This window comes from Nonomuraea turkmeniaca (assembly GCF_005889735.1).
Classification (GTDB): domain Bacteria; phylum Actinomycetota; class Actinomycetes; order Streptosporangiales; family Streptosporangiaceae; genus Nonomuraea; species Nonomuraea turkmeniaca.
In genome coordinates this window covers 42,646-64,548 of sequence record NZ_VCKY01000015.1, presented here as the reverse complement: position 1 = coordinate 64,548, position 21,903 = coordinate 42,646, and the positions used below count along the sequence as shown (strand labels likewise).

At 71.4% G+C, this 21,903-nt stretch carries 22 protein-coding genes; 13 read left to right on the top strand and 9 right to left on the bottom strand.

Features of this window, described 5'->3' with window-relative positions; all coding sequences use genetic code 11:
* Window positions 1-6 precede the first annotated feature (6 nt).
* Window positions 7-282: a hypothetical protein gene (locus ETD86_RS06765; RefSeq protein ID WP_138665230.1), complete on the bottom strand. Its 276-nt coding sequence runs from the start codon at window positions 280-282 to the stop codon at window positions 7-9.
* Between the two features lie 120 nt (window positions 283-402).
* Between ETD86_RS06765 and ETD86_RS06760 the strand changes: the two genes are divergently transcribed.
* Window positions 403-1,383 carry an acetylxylan esterase gene (locus ETD86_RS06760; RefSeq protein WP_138665229.1) on the top strand — a complete coding sequence of 327 codons (981 nt, stop codon included), beginning with the start codon at window positions 403-405 and terminating at the stop codon, window positions 1,381-1,383.
* A gap of 51 nt (window positions 1,384-1,434) precedes the next feature.
* Here ETD86_RS06760 and ETD86_RS06755 read toward each other — a convergent pair whose 3' ends face one another.
* Complete coding sequence (locus ETD86_RS06755) at window positions 1,435-1,734, bottom strand: Fe-S cluster assembly protein HesB (RefSeq protein WP_138665228.1); 300 nt, start codon at window positions 1,732-1,734, stop codon at window positions 1,435-1,437.
* Window positions 1,735-1,903: 169 nt separating this feature from the next.
* Here ETD86_RS06755 and fxlM point away from each other — a divergent pair, with 169 nt between their 5' ends.
* The 3 genes from fxlM (at window position 1,904) to ETD86_RS06740 (ending at window position 4,121) form a co-directional block, all read left to right on the top strand.
* Window positions 1,904-3,058, top strand: coding sequence for a methyltransferase, FxLD system (gene fxlM / locus ETD86_RS06750; RefSeq protein WP_211369866.1), 1,155 nt, complete (start codon window positions 1,904-1,906; stop codon window positions 3,056-3,058).
* 108 nt (window positions 3,059-3,166) lie between these two features.
* The gene (locus ETD86_RS06745; RefSeq protein ID WP_138665226.1) at window positions 3,167-3,697 is read left to right on the top strand and encodes a DUF4142 domain-containing protein; all 531 of its coding nucleotides are present in this window, start codon (window positions 3,167-3,169) and stop codon (window positions 3,695-3,697) included.
* A gap of 67 nt (window positions 3,698-3,764) precedes the next feature.
* Complete coding sequence (locus ETD86_RS06740) at window positions 3,765-4,121, top strand: PRC-barrel domain-containing protein (RefSeq protein WP_170222914.1); 357 nt, start codon at window positions 3,765-3,767, stop codon at window positions 4,119-4,121.
* 63 nt (window positions 4,122-4,184) lie between these two features.
* On the opposite strand, the gene ETD86_RS06735 is transcribed toward ETD86_RS06740, so the two are convergent.
* Window positions 4,185-5,882, bottom strand: coding sequence for an exo-alpha-sialidase (locus ETD86_RS06735; RefSeq protein ID WP_138665224.1), 1,698 nt, complete (start codon window positions 5,880-5,882; stop codon window positions 4,185-4,187).
* Window positions 5,883-6,135: 253 nt separating this feature from the next.
* Here ETD86_RS06735 and ETD86_RS06730 point away from each other — a divergent pair, with 253 nt between their 5' ends.
* From ETD86_RS06730 to ETD86_RS06695, 8 genes are all read left to right on the top strand, one after another.
* On the top strand, window positions 6,136-7,038 hold the full coding sequence (locus ETD86_RS06730) for a hypothetical protein (protein ID WP_138665223.1): 903 nt from the start codon (window positions 6,136-6,138) through the stop codon (window positions 7,036-7,038).
* A gap of 70 nt (window positions 7,039-7,108) precedes the next feature.
* Window positions 7,109-7,366 carry a hypothetical protein gene (locus ETD86_RS06725; protein ID WP_138665222.1) on the top strand — a complete coding sequence of 86 codons (258 nt, stop codon included), beginning with the start codon at window positions 7,109-7,111 and terminating at the stop codon, window positions 7,364-7,366.
* A gap of 24 nt (window positions 7,367-7,390) precedes the next feature.
* Entirely contained in the window at window positions 7,391-8,791 is a 1,401-nt protein-coding gene (locus tag ETD86_RS06720; RefSeq protein WP_138665221.1) for an FAD-binding oxidoreductase, read from the top strand.
* A gap of 94 nt (window positions 8,792-8,885) precedes the next feature.
* Complete coding sequence (locus ETD86_RS06715; RefSeq protein WP_138665220.1) at window positions 8,886-10,472, top strand: MFS transporter; 1,587 nt, start codon at window positions 8,886-8,888, stop codon at window positions 10,470-10,472.
* 26 nt (window positions 10,473-10,498) lie between these two features.
* Entirely contained in the window at window positions 10,499-11,638 is a 1,140-nt protein-coding gene (locus ETD86_RS06710; RefSeq protein ID WP_138665219.1) for an FAD-dependent monooxygenase, read from the top strand.
* Between the two features lie 223 nt (window positions 11,639-11,861).
* Window positions 11,862-12,884 carry a fatty acid desaturase family protein gene (locus ETD86_RS06705; protein WP_425465616.1) on the top strand — a complete coding sequence of 341 codons (1,023 nt, stop codon included), beginning with the start codon at window positions 11,862-11,864 and terminating at the stop codon, window positions 12,882-12,884.
* Between the two features lie 27 nt (window positions 12,885-12,911).
* Window positions 12,912-13,559: a copper resistance CopC family protein gene (locus ETD86_RS06700; protein ID WP_170222913.1), complete on the top strand. Its 648-nt coding sequence runs from the start codon at window positions 12,912-12,914 to the stop codon at window positions 13,557-13,559.
* Window positions 13,549-14,538 (top strand): hypothetical protein, encoded by a 990-nt coding sequence (locus ETD86_RS06695; RefSeq protein WP_138665217.1) that lies wholly within the window; start codon window positions 13,549-13,551, stop codon window positions 14,536-14,538. The genes ETD86_RS06700 and ETD86_RS06695 overlap by 11 nt, the downstream gene beginning before the upstream one ends.
* 44 nt (window positions 14,539-14,582) lie before the next feature.
* Here ETD86_RS06695 and ETD86_RS06690 read toward each other — a convergent pair whose 3' ends face one another.
* Together ETD86_RS06690 and ETD86_RS06685 are read right to left on the bottom strand one after the other, a co-directional pair.
* Window positions 14,583-15,569 (bottom strand): aldo/keto reductase, encoded by a 987-nt coding sequence (locus tag ETD86_RS06690; RefSeq protein WP_138665260.1) that lies wholly within the window; start codon window positions 15,567-15,569, stop codon window positions 14,583-14,585.
* 23 nt (window positions 15,570-15,592) lie between these two features.
* On the bottom strand, window positions 15,593-16,186 hold the full coding sequence (locus ETD86_RS06685) for an NADPH-dependent FMN reductase (RefSeq protein WP_138665216.1): 594 nt from the start codon (window positions 16,184-16,186) through the stop codon (window positions 15,593-15,595).
* A gap of 169 nt (window positions 16,187-16,355) precedes the next feature.
* Here ETD86_RS06685 and ETD86_RS06680 point away from each other — a divergent pair, with 169 nt between their 5' ends.
* Window positions 16,356-17,213: a helix-turn-helix domain-containing protein gene (locus tag ETD86_RS06680; RefSeq protein WP_138665215.1), complete on the top strand. Its 858-nt coding sequence runs from the start codon at window positions 16,356-16,358 to the stop codon at window positions 17,211-17,213.
* A gap of 7 nt (window positions 17,214-17,220) precedes the next feature.
* On the opposite strand, the gene ETD86_RS06675 is transcribed toward ETD86_RS06680, so the two are convergent.
* From ETD86_RS06675 to ETD86_RS06660, 4 genes are all read right to left on the bottom strand, one after another.
* Window positions 17,221-17,832 carry a pentapeptide repeat-containing protein gene (locus ETD86_RS06675; protein WP_138665214.1) on the bottom strand — a complete coding sequence of 204 codons (612 nt, stop codon included), beginning with the start codon at window positions 17,830-17,832 and terminating at the stop codon, window positions 17,221-17,223.
* Between the two features lie 17 nt (window positions 17,833-17,849).
* A complete protein-coding gene (locus ETD86_RS06670) occupies window positions 17,850-19,010 on the bottom strand; it encodes a cation:proton antiporter (RefSeq protein WP_138665213.1) in 1,161 nt (386 codons plus the stop codon).
* A gap of 8 nt (window positions 19,011-19,018) precedes the next feature.
* Window positions 19,019-19,504: a cation:proton antiporter regulatory subunit gene (locus ETD86_RS06665; RefSeq protein ID WP_425465615.1), complete on the bottom strand. Its 486-nt coding sequence runs from the start codon at window positions 19,502-19,504 to the stop codon at window positions 19,019-19,021.
* A gap of 62 nt (window positions 19,505-19,566) precedes the next feature.
* A complete protein-coding gene (locus ETD86_RS06660) occupies window positions 19,567-21,870 on the bottom strand; it encodes a phosphoketolase family protein (RefSeq protein WP_138665212.1) in 2,304 nt (767 codons plus the stop codon).
* Window positions 21,871-21,903: the final 33 nt, after the last annotated feature.

The following is a 21,903-nucleotide window of genomic DNA, read 5'->3' as shown; positions in this document are numbered from 1 at the left end:
GCGGGGCTACGGGAGGGAGTGGCCCAGGCGGAGGCGGACGCGGTCGCCGTGCCGGGCGGCCTCGCGTACCGTCCACACGCGCTCGTCGATGACCGTGCCCTGGGCCGTCATGTACCCGCCCATCCTGAGCACCGGCCGCCCCGTGTCGTCCCTCATCAGCTGCGCCCGCGACTCCGAGTCGTCGCCGAAGAGCACCAGGAAGTCGGGGGCGTCCGCGGGGGCGTCCAGGATCAAGCCGGGATGGACGTGGGAGTAGGGGATCTGGACGACGTGTCTGCTCACGCGATCACCCCTACCCTGGAGCGGAGCTTTCACCGGACGCGGTGGAAGTAGGGGACCGGGATAGCGCTTTCCGCCATGATGGGATGAAATATCACCATCTTCGATGGGATTGGAGAGCCCGTGCCACTGTTCGACTTGCCGCTTGAGAAGCTTCGCGCCTACCTCCCCGACCGCGACGAGCCCGCGGACTTCGACGACTTCTGGTCCCGCACCCTGGCCGAGGCCAGGGAGTTCGACCTGGCGGCCGAGTACGTCCCGTACGACCTGCCCTTCGCCGCCGTGGACGTGTTCGAGGTGTCGTTCGCCGGCTGGGGCGGGCACCGGATCAACGGCTGGTTCCTGCTGCCGCGCGGGGCGGACGGGCCGGTGCCGTGCGTGATGCACTACATCGGCTACAGCGGCGGGCGCGGGTTCCCCAAGGACCACCTGTTCTGGCCCGCGGCCGGGTACGCGGTGTTCGTGATGGAGACCCGCGGCCACGGCGGCGGCAACGTGGGCAGCCCGGGCACCACGGGCGACCCGCACGGCAGCGGCAACCCGCAGGCGCCCGGCATGATGACCCGCGGCATCCTCGACCCCGAGGACTACTACTACCGGCGGGTCTTCACCGACGCCGTCCGAGCCGTGGACGCGGCGCTGGAGCACCCGGCGGTCGACGGGGGCCGCATCGTGGTCTCGGGCGGCAGCCAGGGCGGCGGCATCGCCCAGGCCACGGCCGCGCTGCATCCGGCCGTCCAGGCGGCGCTCATCGACGTGCCGTTCCTGACGCACTTCCGGCGGGCGGTCGAGATCACCGGGCGCGACCCGTACCAGGAGCTGGTCCGGTTCCTGGCCACCCGCAGGGACAGCGCCGAGCAGGTGTTCCGCACGCTGGCGTACTTCGACGGCATGAACTTCGCCGCGCGCGGCCAGGTGCCCGCGTTGTACTCGGTCGCGCTGATGGACGACGTGTGCCCGCCGTCGACGGTGTTCGCCGCGTACAACCACTGGCAGGGCCCCAAGGAGATCACCGTCTGGCCCTGGAACAACCACGAGGGCGGCGGCGGCTTCCAGTCCGAGGAACAGCTGCGCTACCTGCACAAGCTGCTCTCCGGCAGCTGAGCGGCGGCCCCGCCGCGGCCTGGCAGGCCGCGGCGGGGCGCCCGTGTCGTGTCAGGTGTCGTATCCGCCGGACTGGTCGGTGACCAGGAACGACACGCTGCCCTGGTCATCGGCTCCGGCATCGAGAGCCTTGTCGTCAAGCACGGTGGCGGCCACAGGGTCCAGGTAGACCCGCGCCCCCTCGGTCTCCACGATCGCATCAGCCGGTTCGGGCGCGGTGGCCAGCGAAAGGGTGAGCGAAGTCGCGTTCTCGCCCTGAGACGAGATGCGAATCCCGCTCTGGGCCGCATCCGGCGCGGACGCGGTCAAATCGCGAATCGCCTGTGCTGCGTTGGCTGTCAGGGTGAGCACTACGGCTCCTCCTCACGGTCGACGTTCAGGAGTTGGCTGCCCTTCCCCCCTTATCCGCCCTCAACCCTTATTAGCTCGTTCTTTACCAACTGTTCTCACGCGATCTTGTACGGGATTTCCCGACGTGCAGGCGGGCGGGGCGTGACGGGGGGCGTGGACAATGGGGGTCATGGACTGCGCGACGCAGAGGGAAGCCATGGTGGCGCTGCTGCGGGAGCGCCAGCACGTCAGCGAGCCCGTGGCCGCGGCCATGCGTGACGTGCCGCGCCACCTTTTCGTGCCCGGCGTCGAACCCCAGGACGCCTACCGCGACGAGCCCATCGTGACCAAACGCGACGACGAGGGCCGGCCCATCAGCTCCTCGTCACAGCCCGCCATCATGGCCACCATGCTCGACCAGCTCGACGTGGCGCTCGGGCACCGGGTGCTGGAGATCGGCGCGGGCACCGGCTACAACGCCGCATTGCTCGCCCGCCTGGTCGGCCCTGAGGGGCGCGTCGTGAGCGTCGACATCGACGAGGACCTGGTCGCCGGGGCCAGGGAGCACCTGGCGGCCGCGGGGGAGTCCCGGGTGGAGGTGGTGCGCGGGGACGGGGCCGCCGGCCATCCCGAGCTGGCCCCGTACGACCGGCTCATCGCCACGGTCGGCGTGTGGGACCTGGCTCCCGCCTGGCTGGCCCAACTGCGCCCGGACGGGCGGCTGGTGGTGCCGCTCGACCTGCGCGGCGTGCAGGTGTCCGTGGCCATGGAACGCGATGACGGGCACTGGGTGAGCCGGTCGGTGGCCCCGTGCGGGTTCATGCGGATGCGAGGGCCGTTCGCCGGGCCCGAGGTGGTCATCGTGCTGCGGCGGGATCCCGAGCTCATGCTGGCGCTTCCCGGGCCGCGCAAGCTCGGCGACGTGGCCGCCGCGCTCGACGCCGCGCCCACCGAGATCACCACCAAGGTCGAGGAGCCCGCACCCGTGCCCGTGATCGGCATGGGCATGTCGTTGTGGCTGGCCCTGCACGAGCCGCGCTGGTGCGCGCTCAGCGGCCAGACGGCCGCCGGGCCGGCGATCAGCGCCGGCCTCGTCGAGGGTGACAGCATCGCCGTGCTGGCGGCCGAGGGCTTCCTGGTCGCCCGCGGCCACGGCGGCGCCGGCGCCAGGCTGGCGGCCGATCTGGCCGGGCACGTCGCGGCCTGGGACGAGGCGGGCCGCCCGCAGGCGGGCGACCTGCGGGTGAAGGCCTACCCGGGGCAGGCGGACGCCGAGGGGATCGTCATCCGCAAGCAGCACACCACCCTGGAGCTGAGCTTCCGCTCCCCGGCCCGAGGCTCCTGACGTCACATCGATCCCGGGACGCGCCCGGGCCACCGGAATGCTGGGGCCGCGCCAAAGGGACCGTTACCCTGCGTAGTGGATCAGTGTCACCATGCCATAGGAACGCCCATGCGTACACGCCTGACCCTCTTGCTCGCCGTCGCCGCGCTGGCCGGATGCGCCGAGGTCCCGACCAACACCGCGGCCCTCGCGCCGAAGACCGACACGCCGCCGTCCGAGCAGGACGTCGCCTGGCTGCGGACCATCCACCAGGGTGACATCGCCGAGATCCAGGCGGGCCGGCTGGCGCAGGGCAAGGGCTCCACCAAGCGGATCAAGGCGATCGGCAGGATGCTCGTCCAGGACCACACCAAGTTCGACGTCAAGGTCTCCCAGGTGGCCACGCAGCTGGGCGTGCAGCTGCCCAGGTCGATCTCCGCCCATCAGCGGGAGGAGATCCTCCAGTTGCGGGACGCGGTGGGCAGGGACTTCGACCAGGAGTTCATCGCGACCATGACCAACGAGCACCTGGCCGCGATCGCCGCCACCAAGAAGGAGATCTCCGGGGGATCGTCCCAGCCGGTCGTCGCCCTGGCCAAGGCGGCGGCTCCGACGCTCGAGCAGCACCTGGCCGAGTTGCGCGGCTTCCACGGCGAGTAAGTGTGCATATGGGCGATATGGGGTATTAATCCCATTTACGGCAGGGTCAACGCATCGGGGGGTCGTCGTGACCGTGCAGACCGAGATCCGTAATCTGCTCGAATGCCATGTCGTCGGGCCGGACGGGGAGCCGATCGGCGAGGTCGGCCAGGTCTACCTCGACGAGCGCACCGAGGAGCCCCAGTGGGTGACCGTGCGCATGGGGTTCCTCGGGATGCGGCAGCCTTTCGTGCCGCTGGCCGGCGCCCACCGGTCGGGTCACGAAATCCGCGTTCCCTTCGACCGGGAAACGATTCACGAAGCCCCGCACATTGACGTCGACGGGCACCTGACCGCGGCGGAGGAGATGGAGCTCTACCGCCATTACGGATTGGGCCCGAGTATTCCGCCGCAGCGCGCCGGTGACCACGACAATTCCCTATAAAGAGGCCTTCGACCTGGCCTGTCACCGTCCGTTGACGCGGTGGACATATGGGAAGTCAGGCCGTCAGGAATAGAGCTCGACCTCGTTGAGCACAGCGCACCTCCGCCCAGTTTCAGGAGTGCAGTCAGCGGTCGGTGACACGACGATTTTGACGTGCCGGCCCGTCCGGGAAATAGGGTCGTACCGAAGCGCGTAATCCGTCCTGCCGATGATTCTGAGGACCGGATCGCCCCACGAGCGCCCGTCCGCGGAGACGTACACGCGCGCGTTCGCCGGATGCCCCGGCCGCAGGCTGAGCCCGATGCGGGTGAGCGGGTACTGCCGGTCCAGATGCAGCACGTAGCGCCCGCGGCGGCCCATGGCGCTCGACCAGTAGCCGGTGCTGCCGTCGAAGGCGGCCTCCGGGCGCGTCCTGGGCCGATCCCGGCTGGACCAGCGCATCGTGGTGTCGATCGACAGCTCGCCGCGCCGGTGCATGCCGGCGAGGTCCAGCAGGCCCGGACCGGGCGGGGCCACGGTGAACAGACGGCGCTTGATCGCGTACCAGCCACCGTGCTCGAACCGCCCGTGCGCCGGGCACGTCGTCTCGTTCAGCAGCCCGCCGGCACCCACGCCCGGCAGCTTGCAGTTGTCGAACACCTGGATCAGCCGGTGCGGCCCGACCGCCGCCACGCCGGTGTAACCGGACGACCCGTGCGTGTCCCACACCCCGTCCCGGTTGTGGTACGTCACCCGCGGCTCCCGCCACTCGTGCCCGAGCCCGTCCGGCGAGACGGCCAGCCAGTTGTCCGGCCGCCCCGCGCTGAGCACCAGCACTCCGTCCGGCATCAGCAGCAGTCGCGGCGCCACCCCGCGCACCACGCAGTCCATGCCCGCGAAACGCACCTCGCTCACCGGCGACCAGGTCCGGCCGCCGTCGGCCGAGCGGCTGTGGTGCAGCGTCGAGTACGGGCCGCCCTCGCGCCGCACGACCGCCAGCAAGGTGCCGTCCATCGTCTGCGCGACGGTCGCCTCGTTGTACGCGAACCCGCCGGCGGGCCGGGCGATCACGCCGCGCCGCGCGAACGTCCTGCCGCCGTCCGCGCTGGCGTACACCTCGGCCTGGTGCGCCCCCGTGTCCCGGTAGCGGACGTACGCGGTGATCAGGATCGTGCCGTCGGCGAGTTGCACCGGCGCGCCGTGCACGACCCCGCCCGGCAGCCGCTCGTCCGGCGTGGACAGCGTCGACTCGGCGCGGACCCAGCTCTCGCCGGCGTCGTCGGACGAGGAGGTCAGCACGCCCAGCCGGGCCGTGTGCGGCCCGGTCCCGGTCAGGTAGTACTCCGTGGCGAAGAACCGGCCGTCGAGCAGCTCGACCGGCGCTTCCCGCAGCGGCGTGGCCCCGGACGGGCCGAACGTCGCCCCGCCGTCGTCCGAGACCGCCGCCTCGCCGGTGAGGGTGACGACCCTGTCCACGTTCGTGGTGAACGTCGTGATCACCTTCCGTGCCGGCGTGCCGTCGGGGCGGACCACGTCGAAGGCGGACACGTTCGGGAACCCGGCGAAATCCAGTCGCTCCGAGGCCGTCGGCTCCCGCGCGGCAGGCGGCGGATTGGGATGAATCCAGTCTAGTGACGAATCACTATCGATCAGGTAAGAGGCGGACTGCTGGGAGTGCTCCGGTAGCACGCAGTGACCGCCTCTTGCCTGCGCAGCGCCGGGCGACGCGGGCAGCACGGAGGCGAGCGACATGGCCGCGACCACGGCTCTAGGCACCGGCACGGGCTGCTCCTCGCCTGTCCTTCACGCTTGCCGAACCGTACGGACTCTAGATCATCCACGGCCCGAAACGCGGGATTCACGTGCGGGAAGTCGCCCGTTCACGCCACGGCCTGACCTCTCGGCGAGGGATCCATACCCTATCTGTTAAGTGCCAGTTGACAGAAAACCGCCCGGTGCTCACGATCAGAGCGGCAACATTAAGTGTGAATTTACAGAGATCGAATACGGCCCACGGGTCAGGAGGTGGCCTCAGATGAGCATCGAGCCAAGGGCGAAAGTGGCCCCAGAGCGAGTGCCGCCTGTCTGGGACGGCTCGGAGTCGGTGGCTCCGCCGCATCTGCGCGTGGTCCGGCGGATCTGCGCCAGGGTCGCGCCCGACGGCATGGACGTCGGTGTCGGCGAGCTGCCGCCGGGCGGCCTGCAGGTGTGGATCGACACCCCGGAGCCGCCCGCCCGCCAGGAGGGCTGGGTGCTCTACCACCGCATGGCCCGCGAGGTGTCCCTCGTCGGCTGGCACTGCGAGGCCGACCAGGACCGGCTGCTGGTGCTCGGCTGGAGCGCCGCCTGCCTGCACAACCGCGTACGCCTGCTGCAGAGCGGTCTGCGCCGCCTGTCCGACTTCGCGTACACCGCCCAACGCGCCGTTCAGCTCGAGGGGCAGAGCCCGGACGACGGACCCGCCGCGGAGGTCGTGGCCGCCACGTGCGCTTCGATCGAGCGGCGGCTGCGCTGGCCCGCGCGGCTGGCCGAGCTCGACGGGTTCGAGCGCAGCTCGGAGCTGCCCCACCTGCAGCTGCTGCTGGCCCAGGTCATCGGCCTGGAGGCCAAGGTGGCGAAGGCCTGCGAAGAGCACCTCGTCATGGCGCGGGTGCTTGCGGGCGCCGTCTGCGAACAGTACGCGCGGCACTCCGACCTGCGCCGCGCACAACGAGACGTGCTGGCCGAGTCACACCGATGGGTGCACGCCAGCTCCATGATCCGCGGCTCGGCCACCCGGCCGGGCTCCACCGGCGGCGGCCGCCCCCACATGGGGCTCGCGGAACGCCGCATCGCCGCGAGCGTCATCAACCACGGCGCGCCGCGGGTCATCCCCACGGCGGTCACTCCACGGGCCGGACACCCCGGTCACGAGGAAGGCCGAGCTCCGGCGCGCTGACACAGACGCCGCTCAACGGCGAGCGGCCACCCGGAAAACACCCTTCACATCCGGTAGGAGAGCTCCCGTCATGCGAACCCCCCCGCACCTGCCCGGTCGCACCAGGCACGAGTCCCGTGACACCGACACCGTCCGCCCGCGGCGTCACCCGTACGCCCTGCACGAGGTCCCCGTGCAGTCCCCGCCGCGCGCGAGCTCCGGCACTCTCGACCTGCCCGACGCCCTCCCCGAGACCGACCCGTTCGTCGAGCAGCGCCTGCTCGGCATCAGGGAGATGTCCAACCAGGCCATCGGCTCCATCGACGACCTGCTCCAGCACACCGCCTAGCACGTGGAAGACCTGAGGAGAGACATGCAGGAGCTAACGCGAGTGGAGTTGGTGCCGCGTGACGTCGGCGGTCACCAGCCACGCTCCGTGGTGGGCACCGAGACGCCGCGCACCCTCGACGAGGTACGCGCCCTCGTCAGGAAGGCCATGACGACCAGGCACCACCTCTACCCGATCAGCACCGGCAAGAACTGGGGAATGGGCTCGGCCATGCCGGTCACCGACGACAACGTCGTCGTCGACCTCAGCGGCATGAACCGCATCCGCAGCGTCGACCTGGAATCCGGGTTCGCCGTCATCGAGCCCGGAGTCACGCAGGCGCAGCTCTCCGCGGTGCTGCGGGACACCCCGTGGATGCTGAACGTCACCAACTCCTGTGCCGACACCTCCGTCGTCGGCAACGCCCTCGACCGGGGCGACGGCACCTTCCGCTCCCGCGTCCACGACGTGGCCGGGCTGGAGGCCGTGCTGGCCGACGGCAGCGTGGTCACCACCGGCGGGCTGGACCCGACCGGCCGCTACCACGGCCGGGTCGCCGGGCCCGACCTGACGGCCGCGTTCGTCCAGCACAACCTGGGCATCGTCACCGCCATGGCGGTCGCGCTGGTGCCGCGGCCCCAGACCGTCGGCCTGGTGCACGGCCGCATCCCGCGCGACCAGGTCGGCGTCGCGCTCGACGCGATCGCCGGCTTCCTGCGCCGCGGCAACCCCGCCGACGGGATGCTGCGCGTGCGCGAGCTGGCGCTGGTCCCGAGCCACGGCGACTGGATGTTGCCCAAGGGCGCCGACCCCAGCCTGTTCAGCATCATGGGGCCGCTGTTCGGCAGCGACGCCGCGGTCGAGCTCGCCGAGGAGCTCCTCCGCAAGGCGCTGGTCGAGGTCGAGGGCGCCGAGGCGCTGCGCGTGCTCGACACCGCCGAGGTGCGGCCCGGCGACCCGCTGTACGCCAGGGCGCTCATGGCGCAGGGCATCCCCACGTGCCTGGGCGTGCGCAACGCGCTCGGCGTGACCTCCTGCGACCAGATCGACGAGGGCCGGATGGGCTTCCTGGCGCTGATGCCGCTGATGCCGACCAGCGCCCGCAGGACCGAGGACATCGTGGCCGCCCTGCAGACGGCCGTGGACGCGCACACCACCGCCCTCATGGTCGAGTGGAACCTCGTCAGCAAGCACATGGCCAACGGCGTCATCCAGATCTTCTTCGACCGCCACGCGCCGGAGGCCCCCTACCGGGCGCACCAGCTCCGCAACGACGGCAACTGCGTGCTGCGCGGCCACGGCTGCGCGATCTACCGCTCCGACATCGACCACGCCGCGGCCGACGTCTGGTCCGAGACCAGCACCGCCAGCCTCGGCATGCTCCACCGGCTCAAGACGGCGCTCGACCCCGACGGCCTGCTCTCGCCCGGCCGCTACGGCGCCTGATTCATTCGCGCACAACTCGACATGTCCATCTCGCCGGTCGCACAGCCGGAGTGTGCCGGCCGGCGGAGACCACTCATAGCTTGGAGGTGACCACGTGCGTTCGTCACCAGCGCGGGGGACGAGCACGACAGGCGTAAGCCGCCGCCACGCGGTGATGCTGCGGCTGGTCGGCGCGGGTGTCATGTTGACGGTGATGGCCGACACCACGGCCACCACCCTGGCGGTCGGGGTGCTGCGCTACACGCCGGCAGGCGCCGCCATGCCCCTGGGCGACCTGGTCTGGCTGACCAGCGCGGCGTTCATCCCGATCGCGGCGCTGCTGGCGACGGCCGGCCGCTGGGCCGATCTGTTCGGCCGCCGGCGGGTCCTGGTCGTCGGGCTGGTGGTGTTCGTGCTGGGTGGCGTCGCCACCGTCGCCGTGGAGTCCTGGTCGCTCGTGCTGGCCGCCCGGGCCGTCCAGGGCGCGGGCGCCGCGGCGATGATCCCGGCCAGCCTCGGGCTGCTGCTCGGGGAGCTGCCGGAGTCGCAGCGGCGCGGCGCGATCGCGCTGTGGAGCTCCGCCTCTGGGCTCGGCTGCCTGCTCATGCAGGCGGGCGGCGGCTGGCTGGCCGCCACCGTCGGCTGGCGAGCCCTGTTCGTCCCGGACGTCGTGATCGGCGTCGCGCTCCTCATCGCGTGCTTCGCGCTGCCCTCGGGCCGGCGCGCCGGCGCCAGAGGCCTCCCCGACGTGCTCGGCGCATGGTTGCTCGCCGCCGGGATCGCGGTCGTCGTCCTGGCCATCTCCAAGGCCATGGCCTGGGGCATGGACGTGGTGTGGCTGGCGCTCGCCGCCCTCCTCCTGCTCGGCGGCGCGCTCGCGCAGGCCAGGCACCACCGCCTGCCCGCCATCGACCTGGCGTTGTGGCGCCGGCCCAAGTTCGTCTGGGGCTGGCTGGCCACCTGGGGGTTCGGCGCGCTGTCGTACGGGCTGCTGACCGTGCAGCCGCTGTACCTGCTCCACCTCGGCTACCCCATGCTCGAGGTGGCCATGTGGCTGACGCCCACGTCGGTGGCCGTCGTCGTGACGAGCTTCCTGGCCGGAAAGCTCGTCAAGCGGATCGGCGCGTACGGCCTGATCTACGCCGGCTCGCTGCTCTGCGGCGGCGCCTGCGTGCTCGTGCTCACGCAGGTCGGGCCCACCGTCTGGGGGCTGGTCGCCAGCGTCGTGCTGGGGATGGGCGTCGGCGCGCTGGCGCCGGGCACCTCCGTGGCCACCACCCTGGCCGCCCGCCCGCAGCAGTACGCCTCAGCCGTCGGCGCGGCCACCATGGCCCGCATGGTCGGAGGTGCCGTCGGCATCACCGTCGTATCAGTTGTCATCGACCACCCGTTCGTGGCCGGCCCCTTCGCGGGCCCGTTCGCCGGCCTGGCCGGCGCGCTGGCGATCTGCGTGGCGATCTCGGTCCTCATGGGCGCGCTGGCCCTCACGAAGATCACCCGGCTGCGGCCCGACCCCGGCGACGTCATGATCAAGGTGCCGCGCCGGATGTTGCTGGAGTTGCGGATGACCCTCGCCACCGTCGCGGCGGAGGCGGACGCGTTGCTGCCTGTCGAGACCCGCACACCCCCCATGGACCACATCCCGCGGCAGCGGGCGGCCGAGGCCGGACCGCTCGCGGGGACCCGCGGGAATTCGAACTAGTTCGTACCACCGAAAGGGCTCTCGTCATGGCAACCACATCGTGCGACGTAGCCATCGTCGGCGCCGGGCTGGGCGGCTGCTTCCTGGCCTTACTCCTGGGCCGGCGCGGCCGGCGCGTCGTCGTCATCGAGCAGGGACCGTCCATCCCCAGCGCGGGCGCCGACTTCCTCAAACCCCCCGGGCTGCGGGTGCTCGCTCGTCACGGGCTGGCGAACCTCGTCGAACGCCATGGCCTGCGGCGCGACATCATCCGCTATTACCACGACGGCGACCCGATCAGGGAATGCCGCTTCCCCGACGGCGGCTTCCTCATCCGCCCGTACAAGGAGCTCGTCGAGCTCATCTACGCGGCCTGCGCGATGGAGGGCGTGGACTTCTGGTTCGACGCCGAGATCGCCGACATCGCGGTCGACGACCACCGGGTCGAGGAGCTCACCCTCTCCGACGGACGGCGGCTGCGGGCCGACGTCGTCATCGGCGCCGACGGCACCAAGTCCGCCGTGCGCCAGGCGCTCGGCATCGAGCAGGTCACGATGCCGTACGAGCGGCTGCTGATGCGGGTGGCCACCGTGCCGCTGACGGCCAGCGTCGCCCAGCTCAACCGGCTGTACTTCAGCTCCGACGGCTGGCTGGCCTACCTCTACCCGCTCAACAGGGACCAGGCCAGGGTGTTCGTCGGCCTGCCCCCCGAGGACGACAAGGAGATCTTCGAGGACGGCATCCCGGCCCTGATCGACGAGCTCAAGAAGTTCGTCACCGACAGCTCCGACGCCTTCAACGTGCTCCAGCCCGCCAGCTGGCAGCGGATCAAGGTCTCGTCGCTGCGGGTGTCGGCGTACCACAAGGGCAACGCCGCCCTGCTCGGCTCGGCCGCGTTCGCCTGCCACCCGATGACGGGCATGGGCATGAGCTACACGCTGCACGACGCGGAGATCCTCGCCGACGTCATCAGCGCGGCAGGAGGCGACGCCGAGCTGCTGGACCGGCTGCTGTACGCCCGGTACGAGCCACGCAGGCACGCGCACCGGCAGCTGATCGACTACGGCGACGCCCTGGCCGCGACCTTCCGCGACCGCGAGGCGTACCTGGCCGCCTTCCGCCCGGAACTGCACATCCACGGGGTGGCGGCCGCGCCGGCCGAGATGCCGGCCCTGCAGCTCACCTGAGCCGGCGCCCCCGCCGCCCGCCATTCCCGAACCCGGTGAGGTCGTCCAGTGCCACGCTGAGTGCGGTGGGCAGTCCGATCCCCCAGGCGGCGGGGGCGCCGTTTCACGCCCGTGGTAGGGCCAGCCCTACCACGAACAAGGGTGTCAGCGGGGATTCGCATGGTGCGGGCGCCCGCGATGCTGTTGAGTGATCATAAACGACTCGGCAGCATCGGAGAGAGCCTTGACTGTGCTGGACACCGCCCGTGCCGAACGGGGAAGCGACTTCGCCAGGCTATCGCGCCGCATCGCGCAGGCGGGCCTGCTGGACAAGCGGCCCGGCTACTACGCGGCCCGGATCGGCCTGGTATCGGCCCTGTTCGCGGGCGGCTGGGCGGTGTTCGCCGCCGTGGGTGACACCTGGTGGCAGATGCCGGTCGCGGTGCTGCTCGCCGTCGCGTTCGCCCAGGTGACGCTCCTGGCCCACGACCTGGCGCACGGCCAGATCTCCCGCTCCCGGCGCACGTCCAGGATCGCCGGGCTGCTGGTGGGCAACCTGGCCGTCGGGCTCAGCTACGGCTGGTGGATGGACAAGCACACACGGCACCACGCCAACCCCAATCACGAGGACCACGACCCCGACGTCTCGCCGGAGGTCCTCATCTGGTCGGAACGGCAGGCGGCGGCCGCCCGCGGCGTGGCCAGGATCGTCGGCCGCTGGCAGGCGTTCCTGTTCTTCCCGCTGCTCACCCTCGAAGGGGTGAACCTCAAGGTCTCCAGCTTCCGCGCGTTGCGCCGCCCGTCGCTCAAGAACCGCAGGACGGAGGGGCTGCTGCTGGGGGCGCACGTCCTGGCGTACCTGGGCGCGGTGTTCCTGGTGCTGCCGCCCGGCAAGGCGCTGGTCTTCCTCGCCGTGCACCAGGCCTGCTACGGCGTCTACCTGGGGTGCACGTTCGCGCCCAACCACAAGGGCATGCCCGTGCTCACCGCCGAGGACGAGCTGGACTTCCTCCGCCGCCAGGTCCTGACCTCCAGGAACGTGCGTGGCGGGCACCTGATCACCACCGCGCTCGGCGGGCTGAACTACCAGATCGAGCACCACCTGTTCCCCAGCATGCCCACCGCGAACCTGCGCAGGGCGCAGCCCATCGTCCGCGACTACTGCCGGTCGATCGGCGTCGACTACGCCGAGTGCGGCCTGTTCGCCTCATGGGGGCAGGCCCTGCGCCACCTGCACGAGGCCGGCCGGCCACTACGTCGCTCGTAGCACGCCCGGCGTGGGAGGATGTCGGTTGTGTCGTCCGCGTCATCAGCGCTGCGGCTGTCGAGGGCCGTCGTGTTCGCGACGGTCTGCGGTGCGCTGGCCTGTGCGCTGGCCCTGACCCCTACGCCGGCCCTCGCCCACGACGCGCTCAAGAGCAGCTCGCCCGCCAAGAACGCGCAGGTCTCCGCGGCCTCGCTCGAGGAGATCGAGCTCGAGTACACCGCGAGCGTCAAGTTCCCGTTCGTCGTGCTGCACGACGCCAAGGGGGCGCAGGTGCCGCTCGGCAAGCCACGGCTCGCCGGGCCGAAGGTGATCGCCGACGTCACCGAGCCGCTCGCGCCCGGCCCGTACGTGATCGCCTGGCGGGTCGTCTCGTCGGACGGCCACCCCATCGAAGGCGAGATCCCCTTCCGCGTGAAAGGATCACCCTCGCCCGCGCCGACGACCGGCGAGAGCACGATATCCGCGTCGCAGATCCCGTCCCCGCCGTCGTGGGCGGCCGGGTCGCCGGCCCCCGCGGCGGAGCCGCCGCCCGCCGGCGGCACGTCCCCGGCGGCGTCGGCCGGCGTCCCCGGCTGGATCTGGGGCGGGCTGGCCGCGCTCGTCGTCCTGGGAGCGTTCGTGCTGCTCAGAGGCGCGCGCCGGGGGCCCGAGCGGGGGAACGTGAATGCGGATTGACCAGGCCAGACAACTCGCGCGCCGGTGGGTCGCCGAAGCAGGCGCCGGGCTGCCCGGGTTCGGCGGCGCGTTCCTGACCGGGTCCGCGCTGTGGGCCGACGGGGACGCGGAGCTGCCCCCGTCGTCCGACGTGGACGTGACGGTGATCGCCGACCCGCCCGTCAGCATCGGGAAGTTCATGTACGAAGGGGTGCTGCTGGAGGTCTCCAGCCTTCCCGGGATCGGGTCCGCGGACGAGGTGCTCGGCGACTACCACCTGGCGGGCAGCTTCCACCTCCCGTGCGTGCTGGCCGACCCCACCGGGCGGCTCACCGAGCTGCAGCGGGCCGTCGCCCGCGACTTCGCCGCCCGGCCCTGGGTCCTGGCCCGGTGCACCGCCGCCATGGACCGGGTACGCGGGTGGATCACCGGCGTGGACGCCGCCGCGCCGCTGCCCGGCCAGGTCACCTCCTGGTTGTTCGGCACCGGGGTGACCACGCACGTGCTGCTGGTGGCGGGGCTGCGTAACCCCACCGTGCGCAAGCGGTACGCGGCCGTCAGGGAGCTGCTGGCCGAGCACGGGCGGCTGGACTACCACGAGGTGCTGCTGGACCTGCTCGGGTGCGCGGAGCTGAGCCCGGAGCGGGTCGAGCGGCACCTGACTGCGCTGGAGACGGCGTTCGACGCGGCCGCGCCCGTGCGGGCGCCGTCCTACCGGTTCGCCTCGGACATCACCGAGGTGAGCCGGCCGGTGGCCATCGACGGGAGCCGGGAGCTCATCCGGCGCGGACTGCACCGGGAGGCCGTCTTCTGGATGGTGGCGACGTACGCGCGCTGCCTGACCAAGCGGGCGGCGGCCGGGCTGTCCGGGTACGAGGACGGGTTCATGGAACTGCTGGGCGACCTGGACGCGGCGACCACCGCCGACCGCCGCCGGCGAGGCGACCGTGTCCTGTCCGCCCTCCCCGGCCTCTGGCGAACAGCCCTGACACTCTGCTGACCCCGCCCACGCCCGGCGCGGCGGGCTGTTCGCGGGTGGGCGGGTCAGCGGCCGTCGAGGCGGTGGACGGCGTCGCCGTACAGCTCCGGGCTGCGGTCGCACGCCTCGACGAAGTCCCGGGGGAAGCCGAGCTCGAACTCCACCGCCGACTCCAGCCGCCGCACCGCCTCATCGGGCAGCGCCGGCCCCGACGCCCCGAGGTTGTCCTTGAGCTGCTCGGCGCTGCTGGTTCCCACGATCGGGTGGACGCCCCGCCGTATCACCCACGCCAGCGCCACCTGCGACGCCGTGACCCCCAGCTCCCCGGCCACCTCGACCACCGCCCGCGCCGCCGCCAGGTCACGCTCGCCGAGCGAGCCCGGCGACACCCGAGACGCCCGCGCCCCCGGCTCGTTGTACCGGCCGGACAACACCCCGCGCTCCAGCGACCCCCACGCCGCCACGCTCATCCCGTACGCCTCCGCCATCGGCAGCAGCTCCCGCTCCACATCCCTGCGAAGCAGGCTGTACGGCACCTGCAACCCCGCGAACGGCGTCCACCCCCGGAACTCGGCGACCGTGTTGGCCCGGCTGACCAGCCACGCCGGAGCATCCGATATGCCGACATAGAGCACTTTCCCCGACCGCACCACGTCGTCCAGCGCCCGCATCGTCTCCTCGATCGGGGTGTGCCGGTCCCATACATGCACCCAGTAGAGATCGATGTAGTCGGTACGCAGCCGCCGCAGGCTCTGCTCCAGCGTCAGCACCAGATTCTTACGGTGGTTGCCGGCCGCGTTGAGATCGCCGCGGTCACGGGTGCCGGTGTACTTGCTGGCCAGCACGAAACGATCCCGCCGCCCCTCCAGCAGCTCGCCGACGACGCTCTCGCTGTCGCCGTACATCGAGGCCGTGTCGACCACGTTGCCACCCGCGTCGGCGTACGCGTCGATGATGCTCCGCACCTCCGGCGTCGCCGAGCGGAACGTCATCGCCCCCAGGAACAACTCCGAGACCCGCAGGCCGGTGCGGCCGAGCAACCGGTATCGCATCACGTCCACTCCTCCGATGACAGTCAGGCCTGGTACGGCGTGGCCAGGCGGGCGTCCCGCAACACCCTGCTCCACCAGCCGAGCTGGTCCATCATGGCCTTGGCCGCGCTCTCCGGCCCTTCAGGATCCACCAGCCGCCCCTCGGCGTCGAACCGGGCCCAGTGCTGGTCGAAGCTGATCCAGTTGCGGATGGTGACGGCGTGCATCTCGCAGAAGACCTGCCGCAGGTGCTCGGCCGCGCGCAGGCCGCCGCCGAAGCCGCCGTACGACACCAGCGCGACGGGCTTGGCCTGCCACTGGACGGGGTGCCAGTCGATGAGGTGCTTGAGCGAGGCGGGGAAGCTGTGGTTGTACTCGGGCGTCACCACCACGTACGCGTCCGCCCCTTCCAGCCGCGCGGCCAGCCGCCTGAGGTCCTCGGGACGGCCGTCCGCGTCGAAGAGCTCCTCGGCGGAGGCGGGCAGCTCGACCGGCAGCGGCGTGTCCGCCACGTCGAGGACGTCCACGTCGAACAGGCCGTGCTGCTGTGCTTGTCCGGCGAACCACCTCGCGATCGTGGGGCCGGAACGGCCCTCGCGAACGCTGCCGATGATCACCGCGAGTTTCATGTTCGTCATGCCGTCCAACCTGCTGCCTGTCGCGCAGCCGAGGAAGGCCGGGCGGAGACTGGCCCTGGCAGGGCCACGATAGGGCGGGGCGGCCCTCGTACACTCGGCACGTGAGCGACCGGAGGGAGCGGACCATGAGACACAGCAGCCTGCTCACCGGGCCGACGGAGGAGGCCCGGTGAGCGATAACGAGCTGGGTGCGTTCCTGCGGGCCCGCCGCGAGGCGCTCAAGCCGGCCGACGTCGGGCTGCCCGACGGGCCCCGGCGGCGCACGCCGGGGCTGCGCCGGTCGGAGCTGGCCACGGTGGCCGGGGTGAGCGTCGAATACCTGACCAGGCTGGAGCAGGGCCGCGACCGCAATCCGTCCATGCAGGTGCTCACCGCGCTCGCCGACGCGCTGCGCATGACGCCGGAGGAGCGGATCCACCTCCGCAACCTCAACAAGATCGCCAGCGGCGCCATCGGGCTGTGCCCCTCGGCCTACCAGGGGCCGGCCCGTACCGTGCGGCCCACCGTGCTGGCGGTGCTCGACCGGCTGGAGCCCGCGCCCGCCGCCGTGGTCAACCGGCTGGGCGAGGTGGTCGCCCGCACCAGCGGCTACGAGCGGATCTTCGGCCCCGTCGGGCTGCTGGACGGCGACCCGCCCAGCCTGATCAAGTACGTGTTCGCCGACGTGCGGGCCAGGACCGCCTACCCGGAGTGGGACAAGGTGGCCGACGAGCACGCCGCCGTCCTGCGCCTGGAGATCGGCCATGGTGACGAGTACGCGGCCGAGCTCGTCTCCGAGCTGTCGTTCGCCGCGGGCGACGCCTTCGCCGAGCGGCTGTCCGGGCCGCCCGAGCCGGTGCGGATGGCGGCCGTCGAACGGCTCGCCCACCCGGACGCCGGCGAGCTGCGACTGGCCCGCGAGGTGCTCGACCTCGACGGCGGCGAGCAGCAGCTCCTCGTCTACCTGCCCGCGGACGCGGCCACGTCGGCCGCGCTCGACCGCCTCACCGGCCGCCACCCGGGCGCCCTGCGCGCCGTCACCGCGTAACGGCCGCTTATTCGCGGACGACCAGGCCCAGCGCCGCGGCCACGACCGTCGCCTGGAACGGATCGATGATCGCGTCCTTGAGTGTGATCTGCTGCAGGTCCAGCGTGCTCAGATCGCTGCCGCGCAGGTCGCACTTGGTGAGATCGGCCCCGCGCAGCCACGCCCCCGACAGGTCCGCCCGCCGCAGCTCGGCACCTTCGAGCCGGGCTCCGCTCAGATCGGCCTCACGCAGCCGGACGCCGTCGATGGAGCTGCCGCGCAGGTCCGCGCCGGGCAGGGCGACGTACGACCAGTCGCCGCCCTCCACCTTCAGCAGTCCGTACGTGCACCCCTCGAACACGCTCCCGGTGATCTTGCACCCCCTGAACGTCGCGTCGAAGAAGGAGCAGCCGATGAACGTGCAGTTGAGGAACTGCGCGTCATCGTGCTCCGACACGTTGAACCGCACGTTGCCGAACGTGCACTCCTCGAACGACGAGCCGCGGTCGAGCAGCTCCGTCATGTCGACATCCTGGAACAGGACCCTCCGGTAGCTCTCGCCGGTCAGCTCCAGAGGGTCGTCCCAGTCGGCCGCGCCGATCGTGCGCTCGATGGGAAAGGTGGGTCTCCTGTTGGCCACACGAACAAGCTATCGGATCAGGCCCGCTTCGCAATGGCCGTGATGAAGGGTTGCACGAGCTTGGCGGCGAGCGGGCCGAACGCCGCCAGGATGAGCACGTACGCCGCCGCCAGCGCCCCCAGGTCGGGGTGCGCGCCCGCGCCGACCGCCAGCCCGGCGATCACGATGTTGAACTCGCCGCGCGGGATGAGCGCGATGCCCGCCCGCGCCCGTCCGGCTCTGCCGATGCCGGCCCGTCGGGCCGCGTACGCGCCGGTGAGGAGCTTGGTCACCATGCTGACCAGCGCCAGCAGCGCGGCCAGGCCGGCCACAGGAAGGATCTTCGCCGGATCGGTCTGGAGTCCGAAGAAGACGAAGAACACCGCCGCGAACAGGTCCCGCAGCGGCGCCAGCAGCGCCTGCGCGCCCTCGGCCAGCTCCCCGGACAGCGCGATCCCCACCAGGAACGCGCCCACCGCCGCCGACACCTGCAGCTGCTGTGCCAGCCCGGCCACCAGCAGGGCGAGCCCGACCACCTTGAGCAGCAGCACCTCGGAGCTCGGGCTGGACACGAACGCCTCGATGAACCTGCCGAACCGTAATGCCACGACCAGCACCACGGTCACGGTCACCAGCGCGATGCCGACCGAGATCGCCCCGCTCGCCAGGCTCAGCCCGGCCAGCACGGTCGTCAGCACCGGCAGGTAGATCGCCATCGTCAGGTCCTCGAACACCAGCAGCGACAGCACCGTCGGCGTCTCCCTGTTGCCTATCCACCCCAGGTCGGACAGCACCTTGGCGGTGATCCCCGAGGAGGTGGCATAGGTGACGCCCGCCATGGCCACGGCCGCGACCGGCCCCCAGCCCAGCAGCAGCGCGCAGATGGCGCCGGGCGCGGCGTTGAGCACCAGGTCGACGAGGCCCGCGCGGGCGTTGCTGGTCAGGCTTGTGACCAGCTCGTCGGCGTTGTACTCCAGGCCCAGCGTCAGCAGCAGCAACACCACGCCGAGCTCGGCGCCGACGGAGATGAACTCCTCGCTGGTCGCCAGCGGCAGCACGCCGCCGGTCCCGAACGCCAGGCCGGCGATCAGGTAGAGCGGGATGGGGGAGATGCCGATGCGCAGGGCCAGCGCGCCCAGCACGCCAAGGCCCAGGAGGACAGCACCGAATTCCAGAAAGAGAACCGCGGTTTCGTGCACCCGCGGCCCTACCCGTTCGCCAGGATGTCGGCCACCTCGGCGGTGCTGTCCTCACTGCCCACGACGACCACGACGTCGCCCTCGTGGAACACGAAGTCGGGGCCGGGACTGGCGAACACCCGCCCGCCGCGCACGACGGCGACGATGGAGGCGCCGGTGCGGGTGCGGACGCGGGCCTCTCCCATGGGGCGGCCCGCGTACGGGGAGCCGGGCGGGATCGGCAGCTGCACGCTGACCAGGCCCTCCACCTGCTGGTGCAGCTGGTTGAGCCGCTGCACGATGCGCGGGGCACCGAGCAGCTCCACCAGGGCGTCGGCCTCCTCGTCGTTCAGTTTGACCGTCTGGCAGGCGCGGTCGGGGTCGTCCTCGTCGTAGATCACCAGGTCCCGGCGGCCGGTGCGGTGGGACACGACGCCTACCCGTTGGCCTGCCCGGGTGGTGAAGTCGTGTCGCAGTCCGATGCCCGGCAGTGCTGTTTGTTCGACCTCCACCATGCCCCACCTGTGTTCTGTTCAACCAGTTTCCGGACCACCCTACCAATCGGCCGGTCGGTGACTTACCGGCTGTTTGCGACAGGCCATGTCCACGAGCTGATCTCCACGGGGTCCTCGCCGTACTCGCGCGTGTAGGCGCGGGCGTGCAGCCGGGCGTCGCTCATCCGCTGCCGCAGGTGCGCCGCCTTGGAGCCGAGGCCGGGGACGCGGTCGATGACGTCCATGACCAGGTGGTAGCGGTCGATGTCGTTCATCATCGCCATGTCGAACGGCGTCGTCGTGGTGCCCTCCTCCTTGTACCCGCGCACGTGCAGGTTGCCGTGCCCGTGCCGGCGGTAGGTGAGCTGGTGGATGAGCGACGGGTAGCCGTGGAAGTTGAAGACGATCGGCCGGTCCGTCGTGAACAGCGTGTCGAACTCGGCGTCCGGCATGCCGTGCGGATGCTCCGTCGCCGGCTGCAGCCGCATCAGGTCCACCACGTTGATCACCCGGACCCGCAGCTCGGGCAGGTGCTCGCGGATGAGCGCCGCGGCGGCCAGCGTCTCCATGGTCGGCACGTCCCCCGCGCAGGCCAGCACCACGTCCGGCTCCACGCCCTCGTCGGTGGAGGCCCACGGCAGGATGCCGAGCCCGCGCGTGTTGTGCGCGATCGCCTCGTCCATGGTGAACAGGTCCAGGACCGGCTGTTTCCCGGCGACGATCACGTTGACGTAGTCGCGGGAGCGCAGGCAGTGGTCGCCGACGGACAGCAGCGTGTTGGCGTCCGGCGGCAGGTAGACCCGCACCACGGACGCCTTCTTGTTGGCGACCACGTCCAGGAAGCCCGGGTCCTGGTGGCTGAAGCCGTTGTGGTCCTGCCGCCACACGTGCGACGAGAGCAGGTACGTCAGCGACGCCACCGGACGCCGCCACGAGATCTTCTGCGACGACTCCAGCCACTTGGCGTGCTGGTTGAACATGGCGTCCACGATGTGGATGAACGCCTCGTAGCAGTTGAACAGCCCGTGCCGCCCGGTCAGCAGATAACCTTCCAGCCAGCCCTGGCACAGGTGCTCGGACAGCACCTCCATCACGCGCCCGCCCGGGCCGAGGTTCTCGTCGGTCGGCAGCACCTCGGCGTCCCACGCCCGGTCGGTGGTCTCGAACACGGCCTGCAGCCGGTTGGAGGCGGTCTCGTCCGGCCCCATCAGCCGGAACGTGCGCGGGTTCGCCGCGATCACGTCCCGCAGGAACTCACCGAGCACGCGGGTCGGTTCGGTCGTCTGTGCGGCGGGCGACTTGACCTCGATCGCGTGCCTGCGGAAGTCCGGCAGCCGCAGCGGCTCCATCAGCTCGCCGCCGTTGGCGTGCGGGTTCGCGCTCATCCTGCGGGTCCCCCGCGGCACCATGCCGAGGATGTCCTGGTTCGGCCGGCCGCCGCCGTCGAACAGCTCCTCGGGGCGGTACGAGCGCATCCACTCCTCGAGCATGGCCAGGTGGGCCGGGTTGTCGCGGACCTTGGCCAGCGGCACCTGGTGGGCGCGCCACGTTCCCTCGACCGGCTTGCCGTCCACCTCGCGCGGCCCGGTCCAGCCCTTCGGCGTCCGCAGGATGATCATCGGCAGCCGGTCGGCCTCGCCGCTCTTGTAGGCGGCCATCTGGTCGAACGCGGCGTCCAGGGCGCCGGCCATCTCCTGGTGGTCGGGACCGACCACGTGCGGGAGGTAGCCGTAGCCCTCCATGAGCTTGAGGAGGTCCTGCTCGGGAATGCGGGCGAGCACGGTCGGGTTGGCGATCTTGTAGCCGTTGAGGTGCAGGATCGGCAGCACCACGCCATCGCGGCGGCGATCCATGAACTTGTTGGAGTGCCAGCTCGCGGCCAGCGGGCCGGTCTCGGCCTCGCCGTCCCCGATGACGCACGCCACCACCAGGTCCGGGTTGTCGAACGCGGCGCCGTGGGCGTGGGCGAGCGCGTACCCCAGCTCGCCGCCCTCGTGGATCGAGCCCGGCGTCTCCGGCGCCACGTGGCTCGGGATGCCGCCGGGGAAGGAGAACTGCCGGAACAACCGCCGCATGCCCTCGACGTCCTGCGAGACGTCCGGATAGCGCTCGGAGTACGAGCCCTCCAGCCACGCGTGCGCCACGGCCGCCGGGCCGCCGTGACCGGGCCCGGCGATGTAGATCATGTCCTGGTCCCGCTCCTTGATCACCCGGTTGAGATGGGCGAAGCAGAAGTTCAGCCCCGGCGTGGTGCCCCAGTGGCCGAGCAGGCGCGGCTTGATGTGCTCCGGGCGCAGCGGCTCGGCGAGCAGCGGATTGTCCAGCAGGTAGATCTGCCCGACGGACAGGTAGTTGGCCGCCCGCCAGTACGCGTCTATATGGTCCATGTCCCTGCTGCTTCCTCCACAGAACACGCTGAA

Bases quoted from the DNA above. Each gene is read 5' to 3' on its own strand.
- ETD86_RS06730 (WP_138665223.1), top strand. From the start codon at position 6,136: ATGAGCATCGAGCCAAGGGCGAAAGTGGCCCCAGAGCGAGTGCCGCCT.
- ETD86_RS06745 (WP_138665226.1), top strand. From the start codon at position 3,167: ATGCGTACACGCCTGACCCTCTTGCTCGCCGTCGCCGCGCTGGCCGGA.
- ETD86_RS06685 (WP_138665216.1), bottom strand. From the start codon at position 16,186: ATGACGAACATGAAACTCGCGGTGATCATCGGCAGCGTTCGCGAGGGC.
- ETD86_RS06710 (WP_138665219.1), top strand. From the start codon at position 10,499: ATGGCAACCACATCGTGCGACGTAGCCATCGTCGGCGCCGGGCTGGGC.
- ETD86_RS06660 (WP_138665212.1), bottom strand. From the start codon at position 21,870: ATGGACCATATAGACGCGTACTGGCGGGCGGCCAACTACCTGTCCGTC.
- ETD86_RS06690 (WP_138665260.1), bottom strand. From the start codon at position 15,569: ATGCGATACCGGTTGCTCGGCCGCACCGGCCTGCGGGTCTCGGAGTTG.
- ETD86_RS06695 (WP_138665217.1), top strand. From the start codon at position 13,549: ATGCGGATTGACCAGGCCAGACAACTCGCGCGCCGGTGGGTCGCCGAA.
- fxlM (WP_211369866.1), top strand. From the start codon at position 1,904: ATGGACTGCGCGACGCAGAGGGAAGCCATGGTGGCGCTGCTGCGGGAG.
- ETD86_RS06720 (WP_138665221.1), top strand. From the start codon at position 7,391: ATGCAGGAGCTAACGCGAGTGGAGTTGGTGCCGCGTGACGTCGGCGGT.
- ETD86_RS06665 (WP_425465615.1), bottom strand. From the start codon at position 19,504: ATGGTGGAGGTCGAACAAACAGCACTGCCGGGCATCGGACTGCGACAC.
- ETD86_RS06725 (WP_138665222.1), top strand. From the start codon at position 7,109: ATGCGAACCCCCCCGCACCTGCCCGGTCGCACCAGGCACGAGTCCCGT.